Source organism: Segatella salivae DSM 15606, assembly GCF_000185845.1.
Taxonomy (GTDB): Bacteria; Bacteroidota; Bacteroidia; order Bacteroidales; family Bacteroidaceae; genus Prevotella; species Prevotella salivae.
This window is the reverse complement of record NZ_GL629647.1, coordinates 949986-970636: the sequence shown is the minus strand read 5'-3', so window position 1 is coordinate 970636 and position 20651 is coordinate 949986. Positions and strand designations below refer to the sequence as shown.

The 20651-nt window shown below is 41.4% G+C and carries 8 protein-coding genes; all 8 read left to right on the top strand.

Features of this window, described 5'->3' with window-relative positions; all coding sequences use genetic code 11:
* Positions 1-34: 34 nt before the first annotated feature.
* The 8 genes from HMPREF9420_RS03995 (at position 35) to HMPREF9420_RS03960 (ending at position 20649) form a co-directional block, all read left to right on the top strand.
* On the top strand, positions 35-3184 hold the full coding sequence (locus tag HMPREF9420_RS03995; RefSeq protein ID WP_007134166.1) for a SusC/RagA family TonB-linked outer membrane protein: 3150 nt from the start codon (positions 35-37) through the stop codon (positions 3182-3184).
* Positions 3185-3203: 19 nt separating this feature from the next.
* Positions 3204-4916, top strand: coding sequence for a RagB/SusD family nutrient uptake outer membrane protein (locus tag HMPREF9420_RS03990; RefSeq protein ID WP_007134165.1), 1713 nt, complete (start codon positions 3204-3206; stop codon positions 4914-4916).
* Between the two features lie 43 nt (positions 4917-4959).
* Positions 4960-6795 (top strand): hypothetical protein, encoded by a 1836-nt coding sequence (locus HMPREF9420_RS03985; RefSeq protein ID WP_044079085.1) that lies wholly within the window; start codon positions 4960-4962, stop codon positions 6793-6795.
* Positions 6796-6837: 42 nt separating this feature from the next.
* Entirely contained in the window at positions 6838-8520 is a 1683-nt protein-coding gene (locus tag HMPREF9420_RS03980; protein WP_007134163.1) for a hypothetical protein, read from the top strand.
* Positions 8521-8627: 107 nt separating this feature from the next.
* Positions 8628-10358 carry a cellulase family glycosylhydrolase gene (locus HMPREF9420_RS03975; protein WP_044078754.1) on the top strand — a complete coding sequence of 577 codons (1731 nt, stop codon included), beginning with the start codon at positions 8628-8630 and terminating at the stop codon, positions 10356-10358.
* Positions 10359-10977: 619 nt separating this feature from the next.
* Entirely contained in the window at positions 10978-15096 is a 4119-nt protein-coding gene (locus tag HMPREF9420_RS03970) for a hybrid sensor histidine kinase/response regulator transcription factor (RefSeq protein WP_007134161.1), read from the top strand.
* 135 nt (positions 15097-15231) lie between these two features.
* Positions 15232-18177 carry a TIM-barrel domain-containing protein gene (locus HMPREF9420_RS03965; RefSeq protein WP_007134159.1) on the top strand — a complete coding sequence of 982 codons (2946 nt, stop codon included), beginning with the start codon at positions 15232-15234 and terminating at the stop codon, positions 18175-18177.
* Positions 18178-20649 carry a glycoside hydrolase family 2 TIM barrel-domain containing protein gene (locus tag HMPREF9420_RS03960; RefSeq protein ID WP_007134158.1) on the top strand — a complete coding sequence of 824 codons (2472 nt, stop codon included), beginning with the start codon at positions 18178-18180 and terminating at the stop codon, positions 20647-20649. It begins immediately after the preceding gene.
* The last annotated feature ends 2 nt before the right edge of the window (positions 20650-20651 follow it).

Here is a 20651-nt window from a genome sequence, read left to right as displayed (position 1 = left end):
TAACAATCAATTTTAAACCTAATACAAATTAGCTATGAGAAGATCGTTTCTTAGTCAAAGCAAAACAATCTTTTGCAAAGCTGTTTTAACAGTTTTCATGCTGTTATCAGTGTCAAATCTCTGTGCTAAAACCATCACAGGAAAGGTCATTTCGACTTCCGATAATGAACCTTTAATGGGTGCGACGGTTGTAGTGCAAGGCAAACAAGGCGGTACAGTGACCGACCTTGATGGAGTATTTACCATAGAAGCCGCAGAAGGACAGACGTTAGTGGTCAGTTATATCGGCTATGTGACAAAACGCGTAAAGATTAATGATGGGCAATTGGTCATCAAATTAGATGAAGAAGCCAACTCTTTGAACGACGTTGTCGTAATTGGTTATGGCGTACAAAAAAAGAAACTTGTCACAGGAGCCAATATAAACGTGAAGGGAGATGACATTGCCAAGCTCAACACTTCTAATCCTTTGCAGGCTCTTCAAGGCCAAACTCCTGGTATGACTATTATCTCAGAGAGCGGTCAACCGGGTTCAGGCATGAAGGTAAACATACGTGGTATGGGAACGATTAACGGCAGTGATCCTCTTTATATCATTGATGGCATTCGTGGAGATATAGCATCTTTGAATCCCGCGGATATCGAAAGTATAGATGTTTTGAAAGATGCGGCATCGGCAGCTATATATGGTTCTCAGTCAGCTAATGGCGTTGTACTCATTACAACGAAAAGCGGTAAGGAAGGAAGAGCCGTAGTAAGCTTTGACGGATATGTCGGATGGCAGAATAAACCGCGTTCGATAAAGATGCTAAATGCAAAGGAATATATGACAATCCTTGACGAACAAGCAGTGAACTCTGGTAAATTACCCTATGATTGGAGTGCCTTCAAGAGTATTTATCATGAAGATGGCAGCATCGTTGACACTGATTGGGTGGGACAGATGTTTAAGAAGAATGCGAAGACTGGCTCATATAATATAGGTGTTACAGGTGGAAGTAAGTCTGGAAACTATGCAATGACGTTAGGATATATGAATCAAGAGGGCATTGTTGGTGGTAAAGATGTCAGCAACTATGAGCGATATAACTTCCGTGTTAATTCAGATTGGGCCGTTAAACCATGGTTGAAAGTGGGCGAACAAGTTAGTTTTATCTATACGAAAAGCCGTGGAATAGCCGTTGGAGGCGCCTATGATAATAACTTAAGAGGGGCATTCGGTATGCCTCCTATAGTGCCTTTGTATGGTAAGAACAATTATAAGAGCCCCTACTTGAATACAAAATTCATGGATTGGCAAGACGTTCAAGGACTCGGAAACCCTTATGGTTTGATGATGACTAATACCAATAATGAAAACAATGCGGCTCGTTTTAGCGCCAATGTTTACGCAGATGCCGAGATCATTAAGAATCTTCGGTTTCGCACAGTGTTAGGATATGAGTACTATAGTGAGGACTATCGCCACTTCACTCCACTCTATGAATTTAGTGATTTTTCTCGTAACATCAATCAAACTCATGTTTCTCAGAGTGCAGGACACAATCAACAGTTGACTTGGACGAATACGTTGAGTTATAATTGGAAGTGGAATGACCATTCATTCAATGCGCTGTTAGGAACAGAAGCCTATCAATTTTTCGGCGTAGGAGTTAGTGGTAATCAAGGAAAACTAAAGGGAGGATTTGATGATTGGCGGCATGCTTATGTGAGTAATGGCTCTGCTTCAACTCCCGAAGAAGGGCTTGGAGCAAGTGGTGCGCCTGCTTTGGATCAGCGAATGTTCTCATATTTCGGCAGAATTGGATGGAACTGGAAGGAGACTTACATGTTTAATGCAACGTTACGTGCCGATGCTTCCAGTAAGTTTGCTAAGGGAAACCGATGGGGTTACTTCCCTTCCATGAGTGCAGGTTGGTTAGTTTCTAACGAGAAGTTCTGGCAACCATTGGCCAAGGTGCTTGATTATTTCAAGCTTCGTGTTAGTTGGGGGCAAGTGGGTAACCAAAATATAGGAGACCTTATGTTTGTATCGCCAATCACAACAAGTTGTGTTTATTATCTGTTTGGCAACAAATATGGAGCTGCAGCACAAGCCCCTTACTATGGAGCTTATGAAAGTCGTCTGGCAAATGAAAAGGTTCGGTGGGAAACTTCAGAACAGATTGACTTGGGATTTGATACGCGTGCGCTTGGCGGAAGACTGAATATAAACTTTGATTGGTATTATAAAAAGACGAAAGATTGGTTAGTTGTAGCTCCAATTCTGGCCACAGCAGGAACAGGTGCACCTTATATTAATGGTGGAAATGTAAAGAATACCGGTGTAGAATTAGGCTTAGGATGGAATGATCACATAGGAAAGGACTTCCATTATTATGTCAATTTGAATGGTGCTTACAATCATAATGAGGTGGGAAACATACCTACAGAAGATGGAATTATTCATGGAACAGATGGTAACGGACAGCTATATGACAACTCAACTGAATTTTATCGTTCAAGTAATGGACGCCCAATAGGTTACTTTTGGGGTTATAAGACGGCGGGAGTATTCCAGAATCAGCAGGACATTCGTAATTGGATAGCCGCAGGTAATGGCATCTTACAGAATGATGTGAAGCCCGGCGACTTGAAATATTATGATGTTGACCACAACGGAATCATCAATGATGCCGATAAAGTGAATCTCGGTAACGGCATGCCAGACTTTACTTATGGCTTCTCTCTTGGCTTTGATTATAAAGGTTTCGACCTAAACGTGACGGCAAATGGTATGATTGGTAATGACATTGTACAGACTTATCGCAATGTTGGGGAAAAAACCGCGAACTATACAACTGAAGTTTTGAGCCGATGGACAGGCGAAGGAACGAGTAATCGCTATCCACGTGTAACGGAAATTAATGTTAACTGGCAGTTCTCTGATTTGTTTATACATGATGGAAGCTTTCTGCGTATTAGCAATATTACCTTGGGTTATGACTTTGTTCGACTTATGAAGACAAAACTTTTCAGTCAAGCTCGCTTGTATTTACAGGTTCAGAATGCCTTCACCTTTACCAAATATAATGGTATGGACCCTGAAATTGGTTATGGAATCAATGGTTGGGCCTCTGGAATTGACCTCGGATATTATCCTCGTCCGCGTACCGTTTTGGTGGGATTAAATCTTAAGTTCTAATTAATAACAAGTATTTTATATGAAAACAAATATATTAATACTTTCTGTTTCCAGTTTATTCGTTGCAGGAACACTATCTTCTTGTACTGAAAGTTGGCTTGATGTTGCATCTAAAACAGAAAGTAATTCCTCCAATTATTATAAGAGTCAAGATGATGGTTTGCGTTCTTTATACGCATGTTATGATGGTTGGCAGCGTACAGTTTCAGGCGGACCAGACTTTACGCTCTATCAACTTACTGAGACAATGAGTGATGAATGTTTCGGTGGAACAGGCAATACAGATGGTCGAAACACGCAAATCTTGGATCGTTTTGATATGAATGAGGCGCCCTCTTATACTGATATGCACAATAAGTTGTGGGGACTTTACTATGCAGCTGTATTCCGTTGCAATGAATTTATCGACAAAGCAGAAGGTATTTCGTGGGATGATACACGTGCAAAAGATACATATCTTGGTGAAACACATGCTATTCGAGCTATTTGTTACTTTGATATGGTGCGCACATGGGAACGTATTCCGTTGTTGATTCATGCTACAAAAGATAATGTTCCGCAAGCAAATCCTGACTCAGTTTATTCACTTATTGTCAAAGACTTAACCTATGCAGCCGACAAAATCCCTGCAGATGCCTATCCAAAAGCTGATGCTGCCACAAATGATGGACACATAACACGTTATGCAGCCATGGGAATGTTGGCGCGAGTCTATCTGTTTTATGATGGTGTTTATAACAATAATGAAGGTAAACCCATGCCGGGTGGACTCACAAAGGCCAAAGCTTTAGCCTATTGTGAAGCCATTATACAAAGTGGAGAGTATGGCTTAGTGAATCGTTTCAAAGACCTTTGGCCAGCTTCTTCTGATGATAAGACCGGTAACTACATTGATCATTGGGTGGATAAATCGTCATATGTTGGCGTAGGTAATAAGGAAACGGTTCTCTCTTTGAAGTTTAACTATACGGGAGATTACGATGGTAACGAAGATGGTAACCGCTTTGTAGTGATGCTTGGCCTACGAACGAATGGCGATGTATATAATCGTTATGGACAAGGATGGGGCGCATTAACGGTTAATCCGAAACAAGCTGCGGTCTATGGACAAGGAGATTCGCGTCGACAAGCATCCATAATAGACTGTCAGCAGCTGCAAAACTATGAACAGAAATACATAGCTGACCAGCGAGAATATACGGGTTATGCCATTAAAAAGTATACCCCTTTGAGCAAAAATATGACAAATAGTGACGGAACGACATCGCTTGTATCTTACCTTCAAGGTGATATGGCGGGAGACTTTATGATTTCTCAGTATCAAGATTGGGTGCTTCTGCGTTATGCCGACGTGCTTTTGATGGCTTCAGAATTAGGGAGTAGTCACGCGCAAGACTATCTTAATGAGGTCAGAAAGCGTGCATACACTCAGTCAGATGGCTCACTCAACGGCAACTATACAATGATTTCAGCCACGAAAGAAAACATTTGGCGTGAGCGTCAAAAGGAGTTTGCCTTTGAAGGCATTAGATATTGGGATGAACTTCGACAGGGATTGTCTGTTGCATCGAATCAAATTGCTGAACATAATACCGTGCTATTAAGTGGTGGAGTGAAGGAAAAGGTCAACATAGATGCTCTAAATATCGTGAAGAAACGTGGCTTCTGTCAGATTCCTCTCACTCAAATTACCTTGAGTAATGGCGTGTTAAAACAGAACGCCGGATGGTAATAGACTGGTTATTTCAAAGATTTTATAGTTAAGAATGAAGTTTATGAAAACAAAACAATACTTATATCTGCTGATTACTTCAGTCATTATGCTCCTTCAAACGAGTTGTTCTCCCGACTCATTTAGCTTGGGTGATAAAGATTTATCAGCTGATGATCTCGTCGAAGGCATAGCTTATGAGATAAAACATGACGCTTCTAACCCCAATATTATCATCGTAAAGAGCTTGCTTCCTAATCGTTATTCGGTGACAATAGATACTCCTCAAGGACGTTATCAGAGTGATGAAGTGACGTTGAAGATGCCTTTCAAGGGGACGTATAAAGTCAGAATGGGAGCCGAAACGCGTGGAGGCTTCGTATGGGGACCTTACACTGAGTTTACGGTTAATACCTTTTTTGCAGGCTTTGTCAATGATCCTTTGTGGACAATGATTAGTGGTGGAGTAGGTCATTCCAAGCGATGGAAACTCGATATCGATGCAAACAAGATTACGAAACATTCTGATTTATGGGCAGGTCCTTTGGGTTTCTGGGGCACAGATGACAATTGGAATAGTGTAATGTTAGGCCAAGAGCTTGATGGAGACACCTGGAGTTGGATACCAGATATAGCAAGTAACGGATGGGTTATGAAGGCTATGGACCATGGTTACATGGAGTTTGATTTGAAAGATGGTGCTCATGTCACGATCTATGATGCCGAATCAGGGAAGACAATGAAAGGAACTTACATGTTAGATCCCGAGAAACATACCATTACTTTCACTGATGTTAAGTTACTTCACAATGCAGAACACGATGGTGTTGTAACCAATTGGAGTAGTAATCTATCACTCTTTGGCTTGGATAATGACCGACTTCAGATAGCTGTTTTGCGTGATAACTCTTCAGAAGGTCCATGTAAATTGTGTTACAATTTCGTATCACAGGAATACTGGGATAACTGGAAACCCAACGCGAAACCTGTCAATGATAATGTTAAACCTACGCTTGTTGAGGGCTGGAAAAACTTGCTTGAGAACACCACGAACCGCGAAATAACTTACAAGTTGGCTAAAGATGATGAGGGAAAAGCCTTTGATTACTGTAATCTTGACGGCACAACGAAGAATCTTTCCCTTGCTCCTGTCTCAGGGTTAGAGGATGCTAAGCTCGTAATGTATTTTGGAAAGGATGCTAACTCACGCACTTATGTCTATACTTCTCCAAGTGGTAGTCAAGTGAAAGGAACCTACACACTTTCTGATGAGGGTGTCTTTACATTCTCAAATGGCTTAGGAAATACTCCTTTATCAGCTGATTTTAATATGTCAACCAATGCTGATCATACGCTAAGAGTGCTCTCGGTATCTACTGATAACTATTCTGGCGCACTGAAAGATTTATGGCTTGGTAAGTCTTGTATAGATGATCAAGGTCATGTTTTCCAATATCAGGGCTATCATTGGGTGGCACAAAATAATGCAAATGCAGCTATAAAACGTTATGTCGGCACGCTTTATGTTTTTGATTCTGGCTATAATTCTAAGGCCAGTAACCCTGTATTTATCACAGGAGACGGTGATTATACGTTCACATTAAATGGGTCTCAAACCAACGCTTATGGTGTTTACTTAGATATTCCAAAGCTTTTTAAAGACCATCATCAATGTGATGTGAAGATTATCAGCATCAAAGTCGATGGTCATGATATTGCTTTCAGCGATGCAACGATTAATCGTGGTACTGCTGATAACGACCATTCAACAGCTCGTCGCTATATTGTTAATCCATGGGGAGCAACAAAGAACGACTGCGTTCATTACAATTTTTCGCATACATTGGCTGTAAAGGTACACATTTCTTATGATTGTGGGTCAAATGTTATGGAGCCTTAACGACATAAAACAATCGATTTTGACAAATTAAATGTAAGGATTATGAAAATTAAACATATCGTTAGCCTCGTGGTTATGACGCTGTTCTTCACATTATTCTCATGTAGTAACAATGAAGATCTTACAATAGCAACAGGTAAAGTCATCAAAACGGTTGAGACGGGGGATGCAACAGTGACAGCTGTTTCGGCCATAGTAAAAGGTAAAGTAACTGACCTTTCACGGATGGATGCTGCTTCTTACAACGTGGGAGTAGTCTATGGAACGCGTGAGGACCCAACAACCACTGGACAAAGGGTCGTGGGAACTATCGATTCTTTAGGGGTAGTGACAACACGTTTGCAAGGACTTTCTAAAGGCATTACCTATTATTATGCCACTTATGTGACGCTCGAAGGTCAGTTAACTACCTTTGGTGACGTGAAGAGTTTTGTATCAACAGACGCTAAAATAACGACAGATGACGCCACAAATATAATGCCAACAAAGGCTACACTCGCTGCTTCTATGCATGAACTTGATGGTATCATGGTTGAAGGACAAACCGAAATACGGTGTGGTTTCAAACTTTCAACTTCACAAAATGATGTCAAACAAGGTGTTGATTATGCTATTTCGTCAGTAAAAAATAAGTTTTCTTATGACCTTTCGGGCCTTATTCCTGGCCACACCTATTATTATATACCTTACTTTTATTTAGGGGATGGGGTGGTTTATGGTGAAGTTAAGCACTTCAAAACACGTCCACAAGAGATGGAATACGTTGATCTTGGCTTATCAGTACTATGGGCAAAGTGTAATATTGGAGCTGAAAAGGAACAAGAAATAGGTGTACTCACCGCCTTTGGTGACCCAACTGGACTCATGCAGAGTGATTTCTTGCCCGACTATCCTATAGTGAACGACATATCTTCAACGGCAAACGACATCGCTACTCAAGCCGATATTGATGGTAATTCAATGGTGAAGTCTTCAATGCCAACCGCAAATCAGGTGAAAGAATTGGTCGAAAAGACGACTCAAAAGGAGGAAACCGTCGGTGGAGTGAAAGGAATCCGTTTCAAAGCAGCTAATGGTAATAGCATCTTTATGCCTTATACAGGCTATCGTAAAGGTCAGGTTGTTACCCCTTCTGATGCAGAAGGGCTATATTGGACAGGCAGTCACTACGATATTGTCAATGATTATAGCCACACCTTAAAGCTTTCCGCAGGCTCAGCATCTTGTGGTTTATCTACACGTAACCTTGGTTTGGCCGTTCGTTCGGTACGGAAAACTACGGGATTACACCCTCTTTCCAATCGACTTGTTGTCGGAGACCTCGAAAACAATGGCCGAATCAGAATAGAACTCTATAATGAATATAGGGCAACAAAGAACACTCCGGCTGTTAATCCAGCTCAAATCAAGTTCTCTAAAAACATGGTTGTCACCTTTAATATTATGGGAATAGCCGGTAATCTTAAGCCTACTGCGGCAACTTCTCATATCGCTGGACTCGAATTCGCAGATGAATCATGGGCTGTAAATCATTGGAGTAGCCTCTCAGGGGACAAATATGACGCTACAATCCATGGTGATGGCACCTATAAAGTGTGGATGGAGACCACCTCTAATGCTGCTGGTGCAAAGGTCTTCTGCATAGATATAAAAAATCTTGCAACCGATTTGATTGATAGTTCGAAGTTAAAAGTTAACGTCATCAGTGTTGATTTTGACCGTTAATAGCGGGATAAGCACTTCTCTTCTCAAAGGGTATATGCCATCCCCCCTGTGCATCCGGCGAGAGAGAAGGTTTTCTTCCGACAATGATTAGAAAAAAAATAAAGATAATGAAAAGAATAAATCTCTTATTGTTCCTATTGCTTCCTATCACTCTTTGGGCTTTAGCTTCTTGCTCTAAGGAAGACAATGTCACTCCTTTAGACGCTACGTTTACGTTATCTAAAGCCGAACTACAGTTTGCAAAGTCAGGAGGTGAGACCTTACTTTATGTTCGTGGAAGTGAAAAGCCTGTTGTTTCATCTTCTGAAACATGGCTAAAAGTAACCCCTTTAGCGTCAACTTCGAAGGTTGTTTATAAATATCAGGTTGTCGTTGATTCCAATTCTACTTATAACGACCGTAAAACAACACTCTCTGTCAATGTTGGTGGTGAGACAAAGCAAGTCAATGTGTCTCAAATGTCAACTGAAGGCTTGGTAATTAAGTCAGAAAAGACCATGAACATTGATGCCAATGGTGGAGTAATCTTGGTCAAACTTCAAGCCAACAACCCACTAACGATGACCTTATCTGCTGATTGGCTGAGCGAAATACCTTTGACTCGAGCGAATATGAAGGATGAAACTCACCAATTTCAAGTGGCAAAGAACTTTGGTTCTGCACGCACTTCAACTGTTAGTTTCACACTTTCCCATGGCGATGTGAGCCTTACTGAGTCAGTGACTATCAATCAACATGCTGGTACATACGCAGGGGGAATGACACACTCTGCCAAAGAACTCGCTGCATTGATGGTTCCCGGGTGGAACTTAGGCAATACTTTTGAAGCCGGAGATGCTGCAAACAATTTTACGAATCAAGGTGGACTTTCAAGTGAAACGGCTTGGCAAGCAACGAAAACCACACAAAAAGTTATTGACGAAGTAAAGAAACAAGGTTTTAAAAGCGTACGTTTACCTGTCTCATGGGTAATGGGGCATCTCACAGATAAAGCCAAAATGTCGATTGACGAAGCTTGGATGGCGCGTGTGAAAGAAGTCGTTAACTACTGTCTTGCCGATGGTCTCTATGTCATTATTAACGATCATTGGGACGGAGGCTGGCTCGAAATAGATGGTTTTAGTAGGTCTCGCGATAATTTTCAAGTCGTAGATGAGACTACAATCACTGAAAAGACGAAGCAGCTCAAGGCACTTTGGACGAACATAGCACAGGCTTTCAAAGACTATGACGAGCATGTTGTCTTCGCAGGTCTTAATGAACCCTTCCAGGAATATAAGCTTTTCAATGGTCATCACCAAGAACTTACGCCGATATTGCAGCGTTATAATCAGGCTTTTGTAGACGCTGTGCGTGCTACCGGAGGTAATAATACATCACGTGTACTTGTTGTTCAGGGACCAGCTACAAACATTCAGTCTACTTGCAACTATCTACAAATGCCACAAGATACAAAGACTGACCGACTAATGGTTGAGGTTCATTACTATGATCCGTGGAACTTCACAAGCGGAGCAGTGTCTACTTGGAATGATAAAAATAGCATAAAGGAAGACTTTGACAAATTAAAGACAGCGTTTATTGACCGAAATATCCCTGTAATTATAGGCGAATGTGGTGCTGGTTGGCAAAAGAATGAAGCCTCGTTTAACGCTACTTTAAAGTCTTGGTACGCTACAGTCTTCGAGTATGCAGTACGTCGTGGCATCGTGCCTTTTGCCTGGGATATCAATGTTTCCAATTATCCTAATATCTCAATCATAGACCGTCATCAATTGAATGTATGGAATAAACCGGCTATGGAGGGAATAAACGCGGGCGTAGCTGCGGCAAAATAAGAGGACATTTTATATTCATGCTGTTGTCGTTTCTTTTCTCTCAGAAGTCAAAGAAAGTCTGTTGACAACAGCTTCTCAATTCATCGATGTTCCTCATCAGGGTGATTCACATTAAGATTAGCCCCTGATGAGGACATCTTCTTTTTATTGCTGATGCTGAAAAGGTGCCAATACGCAAAACAATATACGTCAAATTACACGATAATCTCTATCATTTTATGCTGTGGTTAACGTCATATTACCCTGTGTTTTGATGTGTTTTAAAAAACACTAAGCAGGGAGTCATGTTGTCATAACTAAAAAACAAGATAATACAACGGTTGAGACGATGCGTAAAATGCTAGTTTTATGGCTATTGTTTGCTCTTTGAAGATAGGTTAAGGCCTTATAAAAGAGTTGACTTTCTTTATCATCTTGTATGGTTTTAACTTCTGAAATGATTTATGGTTATTCATTGCTCGAGGAACGGATTGCAGTAGTTTATCCCATCACTAATAGCTGGTTTGCTATAGCGTAAAAACATACTTGAGCGTCATCCCATGAAAAAAGTCAGATGAAAGTTTGGGATTGCGTTCAAAAAACATTACTTTTGTATTAATCTAAATCTACTATTTATCACATGAAACGTCTGTTATTGTCGCTTTTGTTGGTGTTAATGCTATCGTTTATGAAGGCATTTGCACTTCAAACCCCATTGACATTCTATCGTCTTGGCATTCGAGATGGTTTATCAAATAGCCAAATCAACTGCGTTTTTAGGGATTCAAAAGGCTATATATGGTTTGGAACAGCATCGGGATTAGACCGCTTTGACGGCTTTAGATTTAGCAATTTCTTTCATAAAGCAGAAGATAAAACCTCGTTGCTCAATGATGTTGTCAACGAGATTCAAGAAGATGCAGCCTCTGATTTATGGGTAAGTACAGGGTCAGGTTATTGCAGATTTATTCGTAAACAGGGTGTTTTTGACATTCAACTTCAAGCGTGGATGCAGGCAAGAGGAATGAAAGGAGTACCTTACTACATGAAGATTGATAAACAAAAGAACATGTGGTTGGGAGTCAGAAAGCATGGTGTTTACTACTATGATATACGAAAGAAGAAAGCCTTTTTATTTTCTTTGCAAGACAAAGGGCGTCGAGTGATTCAAGAATCAGTTGTTACAGACATCGCCGAAGATAACGGATGCGCTGTTCTTATCTATGATGATGGAACGCTTGTTAAGGCAGATGGCGTGAAACGCCGCGTGGTTAGGGTGGATAAAACGTTGAAAATAGCGTCACGTGGAAAGTTCTTTGATTACAGAATCTTTGTTGATAAAACGCACAACCTTTGGCTAACGTTCGCGGGAAAGACAAAGGTTTGGAGTGCAAGTGACCATCGATGGTATGATTCTGCAGATGCATTTCTGGTTGCAAAAGGATATAAATTACAGACAAAGAACATTGTAGTGAAGTGCTTAAACAACGATGAAACAGGACGTCTTTGGATAGCAACCGATCATGATGGACTGCTTTGTTTGGATCCCATTAGCCATCGTTCAGATGTTTATCAATATGAAAAAGGGCAGTCAACAAGTATCCCCGATAACACCATCACAAGTTTTTGTTTAGACAACAGGGGTGGACTTTGGCTTGGATCCTATAAGAATGGCGCTGCTTATTGTTCGACTGCAGATGCACGTTTCAAGCTAATTGCTTTGGGAGATGTGTGTTCTATTGTTGAAGACCAACGTGGAAACCTTTGGTGTGGGACTAATGATTGCGGCATTGTTGCATACAACCCAGCAACTGGGAGCATACGTTCTTTTCGGTCGAATGAAACTGGTTTGGGTAACGATATTGTCATAAGTAGTACTGTTGGCAAGGATGGTGCCTTGTGGTTTGGTTCATTTAACGGGGGACTTACATGCTATAAGGATGGACGATTCAAGGCTTACAGGGCATCGGCAAATGGAAAAGGCTTGGTCAATGACAATGTTTGGGTCTTGAAGACAGAAGAAAATGGCAATATAGTGATTGCTACTTTGGGCGGAGGATTACAGCTGTTGAATCCACAAACAGGGCAATTTACGACCTATACAACGCATAACTCACCGCTTGTTTCAAACTTCTTATCGTCAATAGCCTTTGATTTGACAGGCAATATCCTAATGGGACATGCGCAGGAATATTCGATTTTGGATGCAAAAACGCATAAAATAAGGAGGCTTATTCGCCCAAAGTCTCATAAGTTTTTATCGGTATCATCCATTAATCAGATATTTGTTGACTCACGAGGACTATTGTGGAATGCAGGTTCTTCAGGTCTTTCGGTCTATGATTCTCAGTCAGATAGTCTTATGACTATACCTTTATTTGCCGATCGGAAAGCAGGTACAGCTTATGCAATTGCAGAGGATTTGTCGCATACTTTATGGGTAACGACCGACCAAGGAGTTTCACATTTGGTTGCAGATAAGGATGAAGGACGATGGAACTTCTTTGTAACCAATTATACAGATGTTGATGGTTTGCAAGACAGACAATTCAATAGTCGCGCCATTTTGTTGTGTAAAAATGGAACAATTGTCGTCGGAGGGCAAGATGGAATTAATCTACTTACACCACAATCAGAGTCAAAGTTTGATGTGACAGCAAAGGCTTTATTTTCTGGTTTGCTTGTGTTCAATCAGCCAGTAAGGGTGGGTGACGACTATAACGGGCATATAATTCTTGATGAAGAGTTACATGATGGGGGAAAACTAAAACTGAATCATGACGAGAATGCATTTACAATTCAGTTGTCTTCTGATGCAGTTTGTTTGCCCAATCGATGTCGTTTTCTTTATCGTTTGAAAGGCTTTGATGACAAATGGCTACAGACTACTGACGGACAACCAGCCGTAACGTTTACCAATCTGACGTCGGGTAGCTACACACTTGAAGTGAAAGTGGTTAATGCAGACGGCACTCAAAGTAGCGAAGTCAGTCGATTGAAGATTTTGATTCGCCCTCCTTTCTACCTATCGGCATGGGCTTATGCGTGCTATTTTGTGTTATTTTGTCTGTTGTTTTATGTCATAAACCGCATACTTCTTAGGCGGGCGAATGACCGAATGAGAATAGAACAAGTGACAAGAGAAGCCGAACAAGCGCGTCGTCTCGATAAGATGAAACTTGATTTCTTTGCAAATATCAGTCATGAATTGCGTGCTCCTTTATCATTAATCCTATCTCCTTTGTCGGTGTTGATTAGTCAAGAGCATGACAAAGTGAAGAAAACAAAGCTGCAATTGATATCACGTAATGCCACGCGTTTGCTGGGATTGGTCAATCAAGTGCTCGACTTCAGGAAGATAGATGAGGATTGTCAGCAGATGAAACTTGTGACAGGAGATGTTGTTTTGTTTGTGCGTGATATCTGTAATACGTTCCTTCAGTTAATGGGACAACACAAGTCATTGACCTTTTATTCATCTGTGGATGAACAGATGATGTCATTTGATGCAGAGAAACTTCGCAGAATCATGGAAAATCTGCTTTCGAATGCCTATAAATACACGCCTGATGGGGGTAGGATTGACGTCGCCTTACGTGTCATAATGCAAGGAAAAGAGTTGCAAGCAGAAGGCAAACAGCTTGAAATCAAGGTTAGTGATACAGGTGTTGGCATTGAGGATGAGGCAAAAGCACATGTCTTTGAGCGTTTCTATCAGGCTTTCCATGAAGGTAAAATCGTTGCCAGTGGGAGTGGTATTGGCTTGAGTATAGTGAAGAAGTTTGTCGAAATGCATGGCGGAAAGGTTTCTGTTACCGATAATCCCGGTGGTGGAACCGTGTTTATTTGCTTAATTCCTTTGCGTAAGGAAGAAGGAGTGCCGATGTTAATACCTTCTAATGCTGAAAGCGAAGAGGTTGATATGCAGAATCAACTGCAACACGATGTGCATGAAAAGGTGTTCGATGACGAGGTGAAGTCAATGCAATTAAGAGCGGAAGGAACTCGGAAAGTAGACTTACTTATCGTTGATGATTCAGAAGATTACTTAGCGTTTATGGCGGAAGTACTATCACAATACTACCATGTTCGTGTGGCACATCATGGTAAAGAGGCTTTGGAGGACATAAAAGTTCAGCGTCCTGATGTTATTTTAAGTGATGTAATGATGCCTGAGATGGACGGGAATATGCTCTGCAAAACATTGAAAGGCGACAGAAATACATGCGATATACCATTCATTATGCTTACGGCGCGTGTGGCAGATGCCCATAAATTGGAGGGCTTGGCACTTGGAGCAGACGATTATATCACAAAGCCTTTTAGCATAGAACTATTGATTCTCCGTATTAATAACCTCATAAAGTGGCATAATGGGACAAAGAATAAGCTTGTAGATCCTAAGATTAAGCAGGTGAAAATTACGTCAATGGACGAAAAAATGGTGAAAGATGCAACAGAATATGTTGAGAACAACTTGTCAAATGCAGACATAAGTGTTGAAAGTTTGAGTGCTTCATTGGCCATGTCTCGTGTGCAATTATATAAGCGTTTGTTATCAATTACAGGATTGACGCCGTCAGAATTCATTCGGAATATACGCTTACGGCACGCTGAACAGTTACTAAGACAGAGCCAAAGAAGTGTGAGTGAGATTGCTTATCAAGTGGGATTTAACAATCCTCGCTATTTTTCTCGTTACTTTTCTGAGATGTATGGTGTCACACCTTCAGTGTACAAGCAACGCTATGGTAAATAGTTAACATTGTATATGCGTATTGGAAACATTATGGTAGGCTTCACATCAGTTTCAAACATGCTATATAAACAAAGTGAATGGCAGGCTTCTTTCACAATAAAGTATCTTTGCATTATGAACAAAATAAATTAAAACATGAAATCCGCAAAGACTCTTTTGATTGTTTTTTTAGCTTTATGCTGTGGTAAGATGACTGCAGCTGACTTTACACGTGATGGCAATTACGTGACAATTCCAGTGAAATCTCCTGTTGTATCGGGTGCAAAGATGCTCCGTTTACAGGTTGTTGGTGAGAAGATTATTCGTGTTCAAGCGACTAATGAGCTGTCGTTTAAGCCGAAAAAGAGCTTGATCATTGTTCCACAAACTGCTAATCCATATTATCAAGTGACGGAGAAAGCAGGAAAAGTAATTGTTTCTACTGCTGCAATGAAGGCTATAGTTGAAGCAAAGACGGGCCGCATTGCCTTTTATTCTCATGATGGTAAGCCTTTATTGTCAGAGAGTAAATCAGGTGGAAAGACTATTGTTCCGTTCAAAGTTCCATCTCGTGAGATTGGCGCTGATAGCCATTTATCTGAAGAACAGCTTCAAGGTGTTAGCTGGCATGCCTTGTTTGATAGTCCAAAAGATGAGGCTTTCTATGGTCTTGGGCAGCATCAGGCAGAGGAATTAAACATGAAAGGGAAGAATGAAGAGCTTTATCAATACAACACAAAGGTTAGTATTCCCTTTGTGATTAGTAACAAAAACTATGGTATTTTGTGGGATAGCTACAGCTTTTGTCGCTTTGGAAATCCTGAAGATTACATGCAATTGAATCGTGCTTTCACTTTATATAATAAGGAAGGAAAGCGTGGTTCGCTTACAGGTACATACATAGAAAAAGATGGAAAGCGTCTTGTTCGTAATGAAGACAGCATCTATTATGAATTCGCTTTACCCGAATTGGCGAGGAAGAAGGCTGGAACGGACGTTGGAGTGGCTAATCTTCCGACATCATTTAAGTTGAATGGTGCTCATGTTACCTATGAAGGATATCTCGAAGCGCCTGTAGAGAATGTCTATCGCTTTATGCTTTACTATGCAGGATATATGAAAGTGTATCTTGATGGCAAGGAAGTTGTGCCTGAAAGATGGCGAACTGCATGGAATCCCAATAGCAATAAGTTCACCTTTCCAATGAAAAAAGGTCACAAAGCGAAACTCTTGATTGACTGGTTTCCCGATGGAGATGTTAGTTATTGCGGTCTTCGTGTGGCGTCACCTCGTAGTGAAGATGAGCAGAATAAACTTAGTATATGGAGTGAAATGACTCCAGACATGGACTATTATGTTATTACTGGTAACACGATTGACGACATCATATCAGGTTATCGAACGTTAACTGGCAAGGCAAATGTATATCCAAAGTGGGCTTTAGGCTATTGGCAGAGCCGCGAACGCTATACAAATAGCAACGAGATTGAAGCCACTTTAAGTGAGTTTCGCAGGCGAAACATCCCGATAGATAACATTGTTCAAGACTGGAATTACTGGCGAACGGACTCATGGGGAGACCATACTTTTGATGCAACTCGATATCCAAACCCTCAACAAATGCTTGATAGTGTGCATGCACTTCATGGCAGATTTATGATTTCTGTATGGCCAAAGTTCTATTGTTCTGTTAAGAATTACAAGGAGTTGGAACGTCAAGGTTGGATCTATCAGCAGGCAGTTCAGGACTCAATCTATGACTGGTTAGGTTATATGGGGTCTTTTTATGATGCTTATAGTGACGGAGCTCGTAAGATGTTTTGGCGTCAGATGAATGATAATCTCTATCAAAAGTATAAGTTTGGTATTGATGCTTGGTGGATGGATGCAAGCGAACCAAACGTTCGTGACTGTACTCCTATGTGGTATCGAAAGGCACTTTGCGGCCCAACGGCATTAGGAAGTAGCACTGAATACTTTAATGCTTATTCTATAGTTAATGCTGATGCAATCTATAATGGGCAGCGAAGTGTGAACCCGAATCAGCGTGTTTTTTTGCTGACAAGAAGTGGATTTGCAGGCGAACAGCGTTATAGCACAGCCACATGGAGCGGAGATATTGCCACAAGGTGGGAGGATATGCGTGCTCAAATGACTGCCGGCATGAACTATAGTATTAGTGGTTTGCCGTTCTGGGGCATGGATCAAGGAGGCTTTTGCGTGGAGAATCGTTATGTAAAGGCACAGCAGTTATTTGATAAAACAGGTGAAGAGAATGCGGACTTAAAGGAGTGGCGCGAGCTACAAACACGCTGGAATCAGTTCGGTTGCTTTATACCTATCTACCGTTCTCATGGACAATGGCCTCTGAGAGAAGTGTGGAATATTGCTCCCGACAATCATCCTGCCTATCAAACCATTGTTGCTTACGACCGACTTCGTTATCGAATGATGCCTTATCTTTATAGTATGGCAGGTGCAGTGCATTTTAATGATTACACGATGATGCGTCCTTTAGTGATGGATTTCAATGGTGATGCACGCGTTTATGATATCAAAGACCAGTGGATGTTTGGCCCTTCGTTCATGGCTTGCCCTGTAGGTACATACCAAGCACGTACACGTGAGGTTTATTTACCAAAGCAACGAGGATGGTATAACCTTTATACGAACGAGTATTATGCAGGCGGACAGACGATCACTGCCGATGCTCCATACGAAAAAATACCTGTATTCGTGCCCGAAGGTGCTATCATTCCGTTTGGTCCTGCAATGGAATGGAGTGATGAAAAGCCTGCAGAGCTGATCACCTTATATATATATGGTGGGAAGAATGGGCAGTTTACACTCTATGAAGACGAAGGAACAAACTATAATTATGAGCGTGGAAAGTATGCTACTATACCTTTCTCTTATGATGATAAAATACAAACGCTCACGATCGGAAAGCGAGAAGGTAGCTTCGATGGCATGCTTCAATCGCGTCGGTTCAAGGTTGTCTATCGTCATCCAGGTGTGAAAGTACAGGATTTAGATATTGATGGAGTCGATGGAATGACTGTTAACTACTCCGGAAATGCGATGAAAATTAAACTCAAATAAATGAAAATTAAAATCTTAACAACACTCATTGGATTGCTTTTTGCCTTGAATGGCATGGCATCTGAACGTAAATTGTTTGATGATCATTGGCGTTTTGCTTTGCAAGACTCTGCAACAATGTCATCACCTAACTTTAATGACAATGCATGGAGACGTTTATCGTTGCCCCATGACTGGGCAATTGAAGGGGATTTTCAAGCTACTAATCCATCAGGAGCCACTGGTGGCGCGCTTCCTGGAGGTATAGCATGGTATCGAAAGCATTTTGATATACCAACTTTTGACCGAAACAAACATTATTTTATAGACTTTGATGGGGTCTATATGAATGCTTCTGTCTATCTGAATGGCCACTTATTGGGCACACGTCCTTATGGTTTTATTAGTTATCGCTATGAGATGACCCCTTATCTTAAAGCAAAAGATAATGTGATTGCTGTCAGAGTAGACAATAGTGAGCAGCCAAATTGCCGATGGTATAGTGGTTGTGGCATCTATAGGCATGTCTATTTGGTTAGTTCCAACACCCTACATGTAGCACATTGGGGTACATTTGTCACTGCAACAACCGATGGAAAGGTATCTGCAGAAATAAAAGTGGATAATCAATCTCAGCGTCGCGAAGTGGTCACGTTACGCAATACAATACTTGATTCGTCTAAGAAAGTCGTCTCAACAACCACAGATAAGCAGACAATCCAGGCTGATGCACAGGCTACATTCAATGTAAATATGTTGGTTAACGGCCCAAAACTCTGGTCAATAGAACAGCCGAATCTTTACGTTCTGCGTACAGAAGTCATGCGAGGTAACCGTGTTGTCGACACCTATGAAACTACTTTTGGTTTCCGTTCGTTTCATTTCGATGCGCAAACTGGCTTTTGGTTGAATGGAAAGAATATGAAAATAAACGGCGTTTGCAATCATCATGATCTTGGTTGCTTAGGAGCTGCCGTGCATCGTGATGCAATCTATCGCCAGTTAAAGATGCTTAAGGACATGGGATGTAACGCAATACGTTGTTCTCACAATCCTCCCGCACCTGAACTTCTTGAACTTTGTGACTCAATGGGCTTTATTGTGATGGATGAAAGCTTTGATATGTGGCATCGAAAGAAAACAAAATACGACTATTCTCGTTACTTTGATGCGTGGTTTGAGCGTGATCTTAGCGACATGGTGAAGCGAGATCGCAACCATCCAAGTATCTTGATATGGAGTATTGGCAATGAAGTCTTGGAACAATGGAACTCTGCTGATGCCGATCAACTAACGCCAGAACAAGCCAATCTCATTCTAAATGCCGGCCATGCCATTACTCATGACAGTACAGACAATGGCACTTTGAATGTCAATTCCCAGTTAACCAAGCGCATGGTTGATATCGTTAAGCAACTTGATCCGACGCGACCTGTGACGGCAGGATGCAATGAACCCTCGCCCGATAACCTCTTGTTTAAGAGTAACGCCTTAGACTTGATAGGGTATAATTACCATATAGAGAACATCAAAGACGTACCAAAGAACTTCCCGAATAAGCCTTTTATCATGACCGAATCGGTCTCTGCCTTGCAGACAACGGGCTATTATATGATGCCGAGTGACTCTGTTCGTCGTGCACCTCAAGAGTGGTGGCTGCCTTATACCAATCCTTCCTTCATGTGTAGTGCCTATGATAACATGCACGCTGCATGGAGTAGTACGCACGAAAGCACTTGGGATGTCGTCAAGAAAAATGACTTCGTGGGCGGCCAGTTTATATGGACAGGATGGGATTACTTGGGTGAGCCCACGCCTTATGGCTTCCCAGCTCGCAGTAGCTATTTTGGCATCATCGATCTTGCAGGCTTTCCCAAGGACGTTTACTACATGTATCAAAGCGAATGGACGCAAAAGCCTGTGTTACATCTATTCCCTCACTGGAACTGGTTAGACGGACAACAGATTGATATGTGGTGTTATTTCAACCAGGCTGATGCTGTTGAGCTCTTCATTAATGGCATAAGTCAGGGCATTCAGCATAAGAAACCGCATAAATATCATGTGAAGTGGCGTGTCAATTACGAACCAGGAACAGTCATGGTTGTGGCATATAATCAAGGAAAGGCTGTGCGCCAAACGGAGATTTCCACTGCAGGAGCACCCGATCACATACGATTACGTGCTGAAAATAGCACTTGCAAGCCTGGTGGATTGGCTTTTGTTGAAGCCGAAGTTGTTGATAAAGATGGGCGCAGATGCCCTTGGGCAGACAATCAACTCTATTTCGAGACAGAAGGAAATGGCGAGATTGTAGGCGTAGATAATGGCAGTCAGTTTTCTATGGAGCGTTTCAAGGCAAACCAACGTAAGGCATTTTTTGGACGTTGTCTTGTTGTTGTAAAGATGGATTCACCTGCAAGTAAACTGAAACTAAAGGCTCGTGGCATAGACTTAAAGGCTGATGCAATTACAATTGAAAGTGCAAAATAATC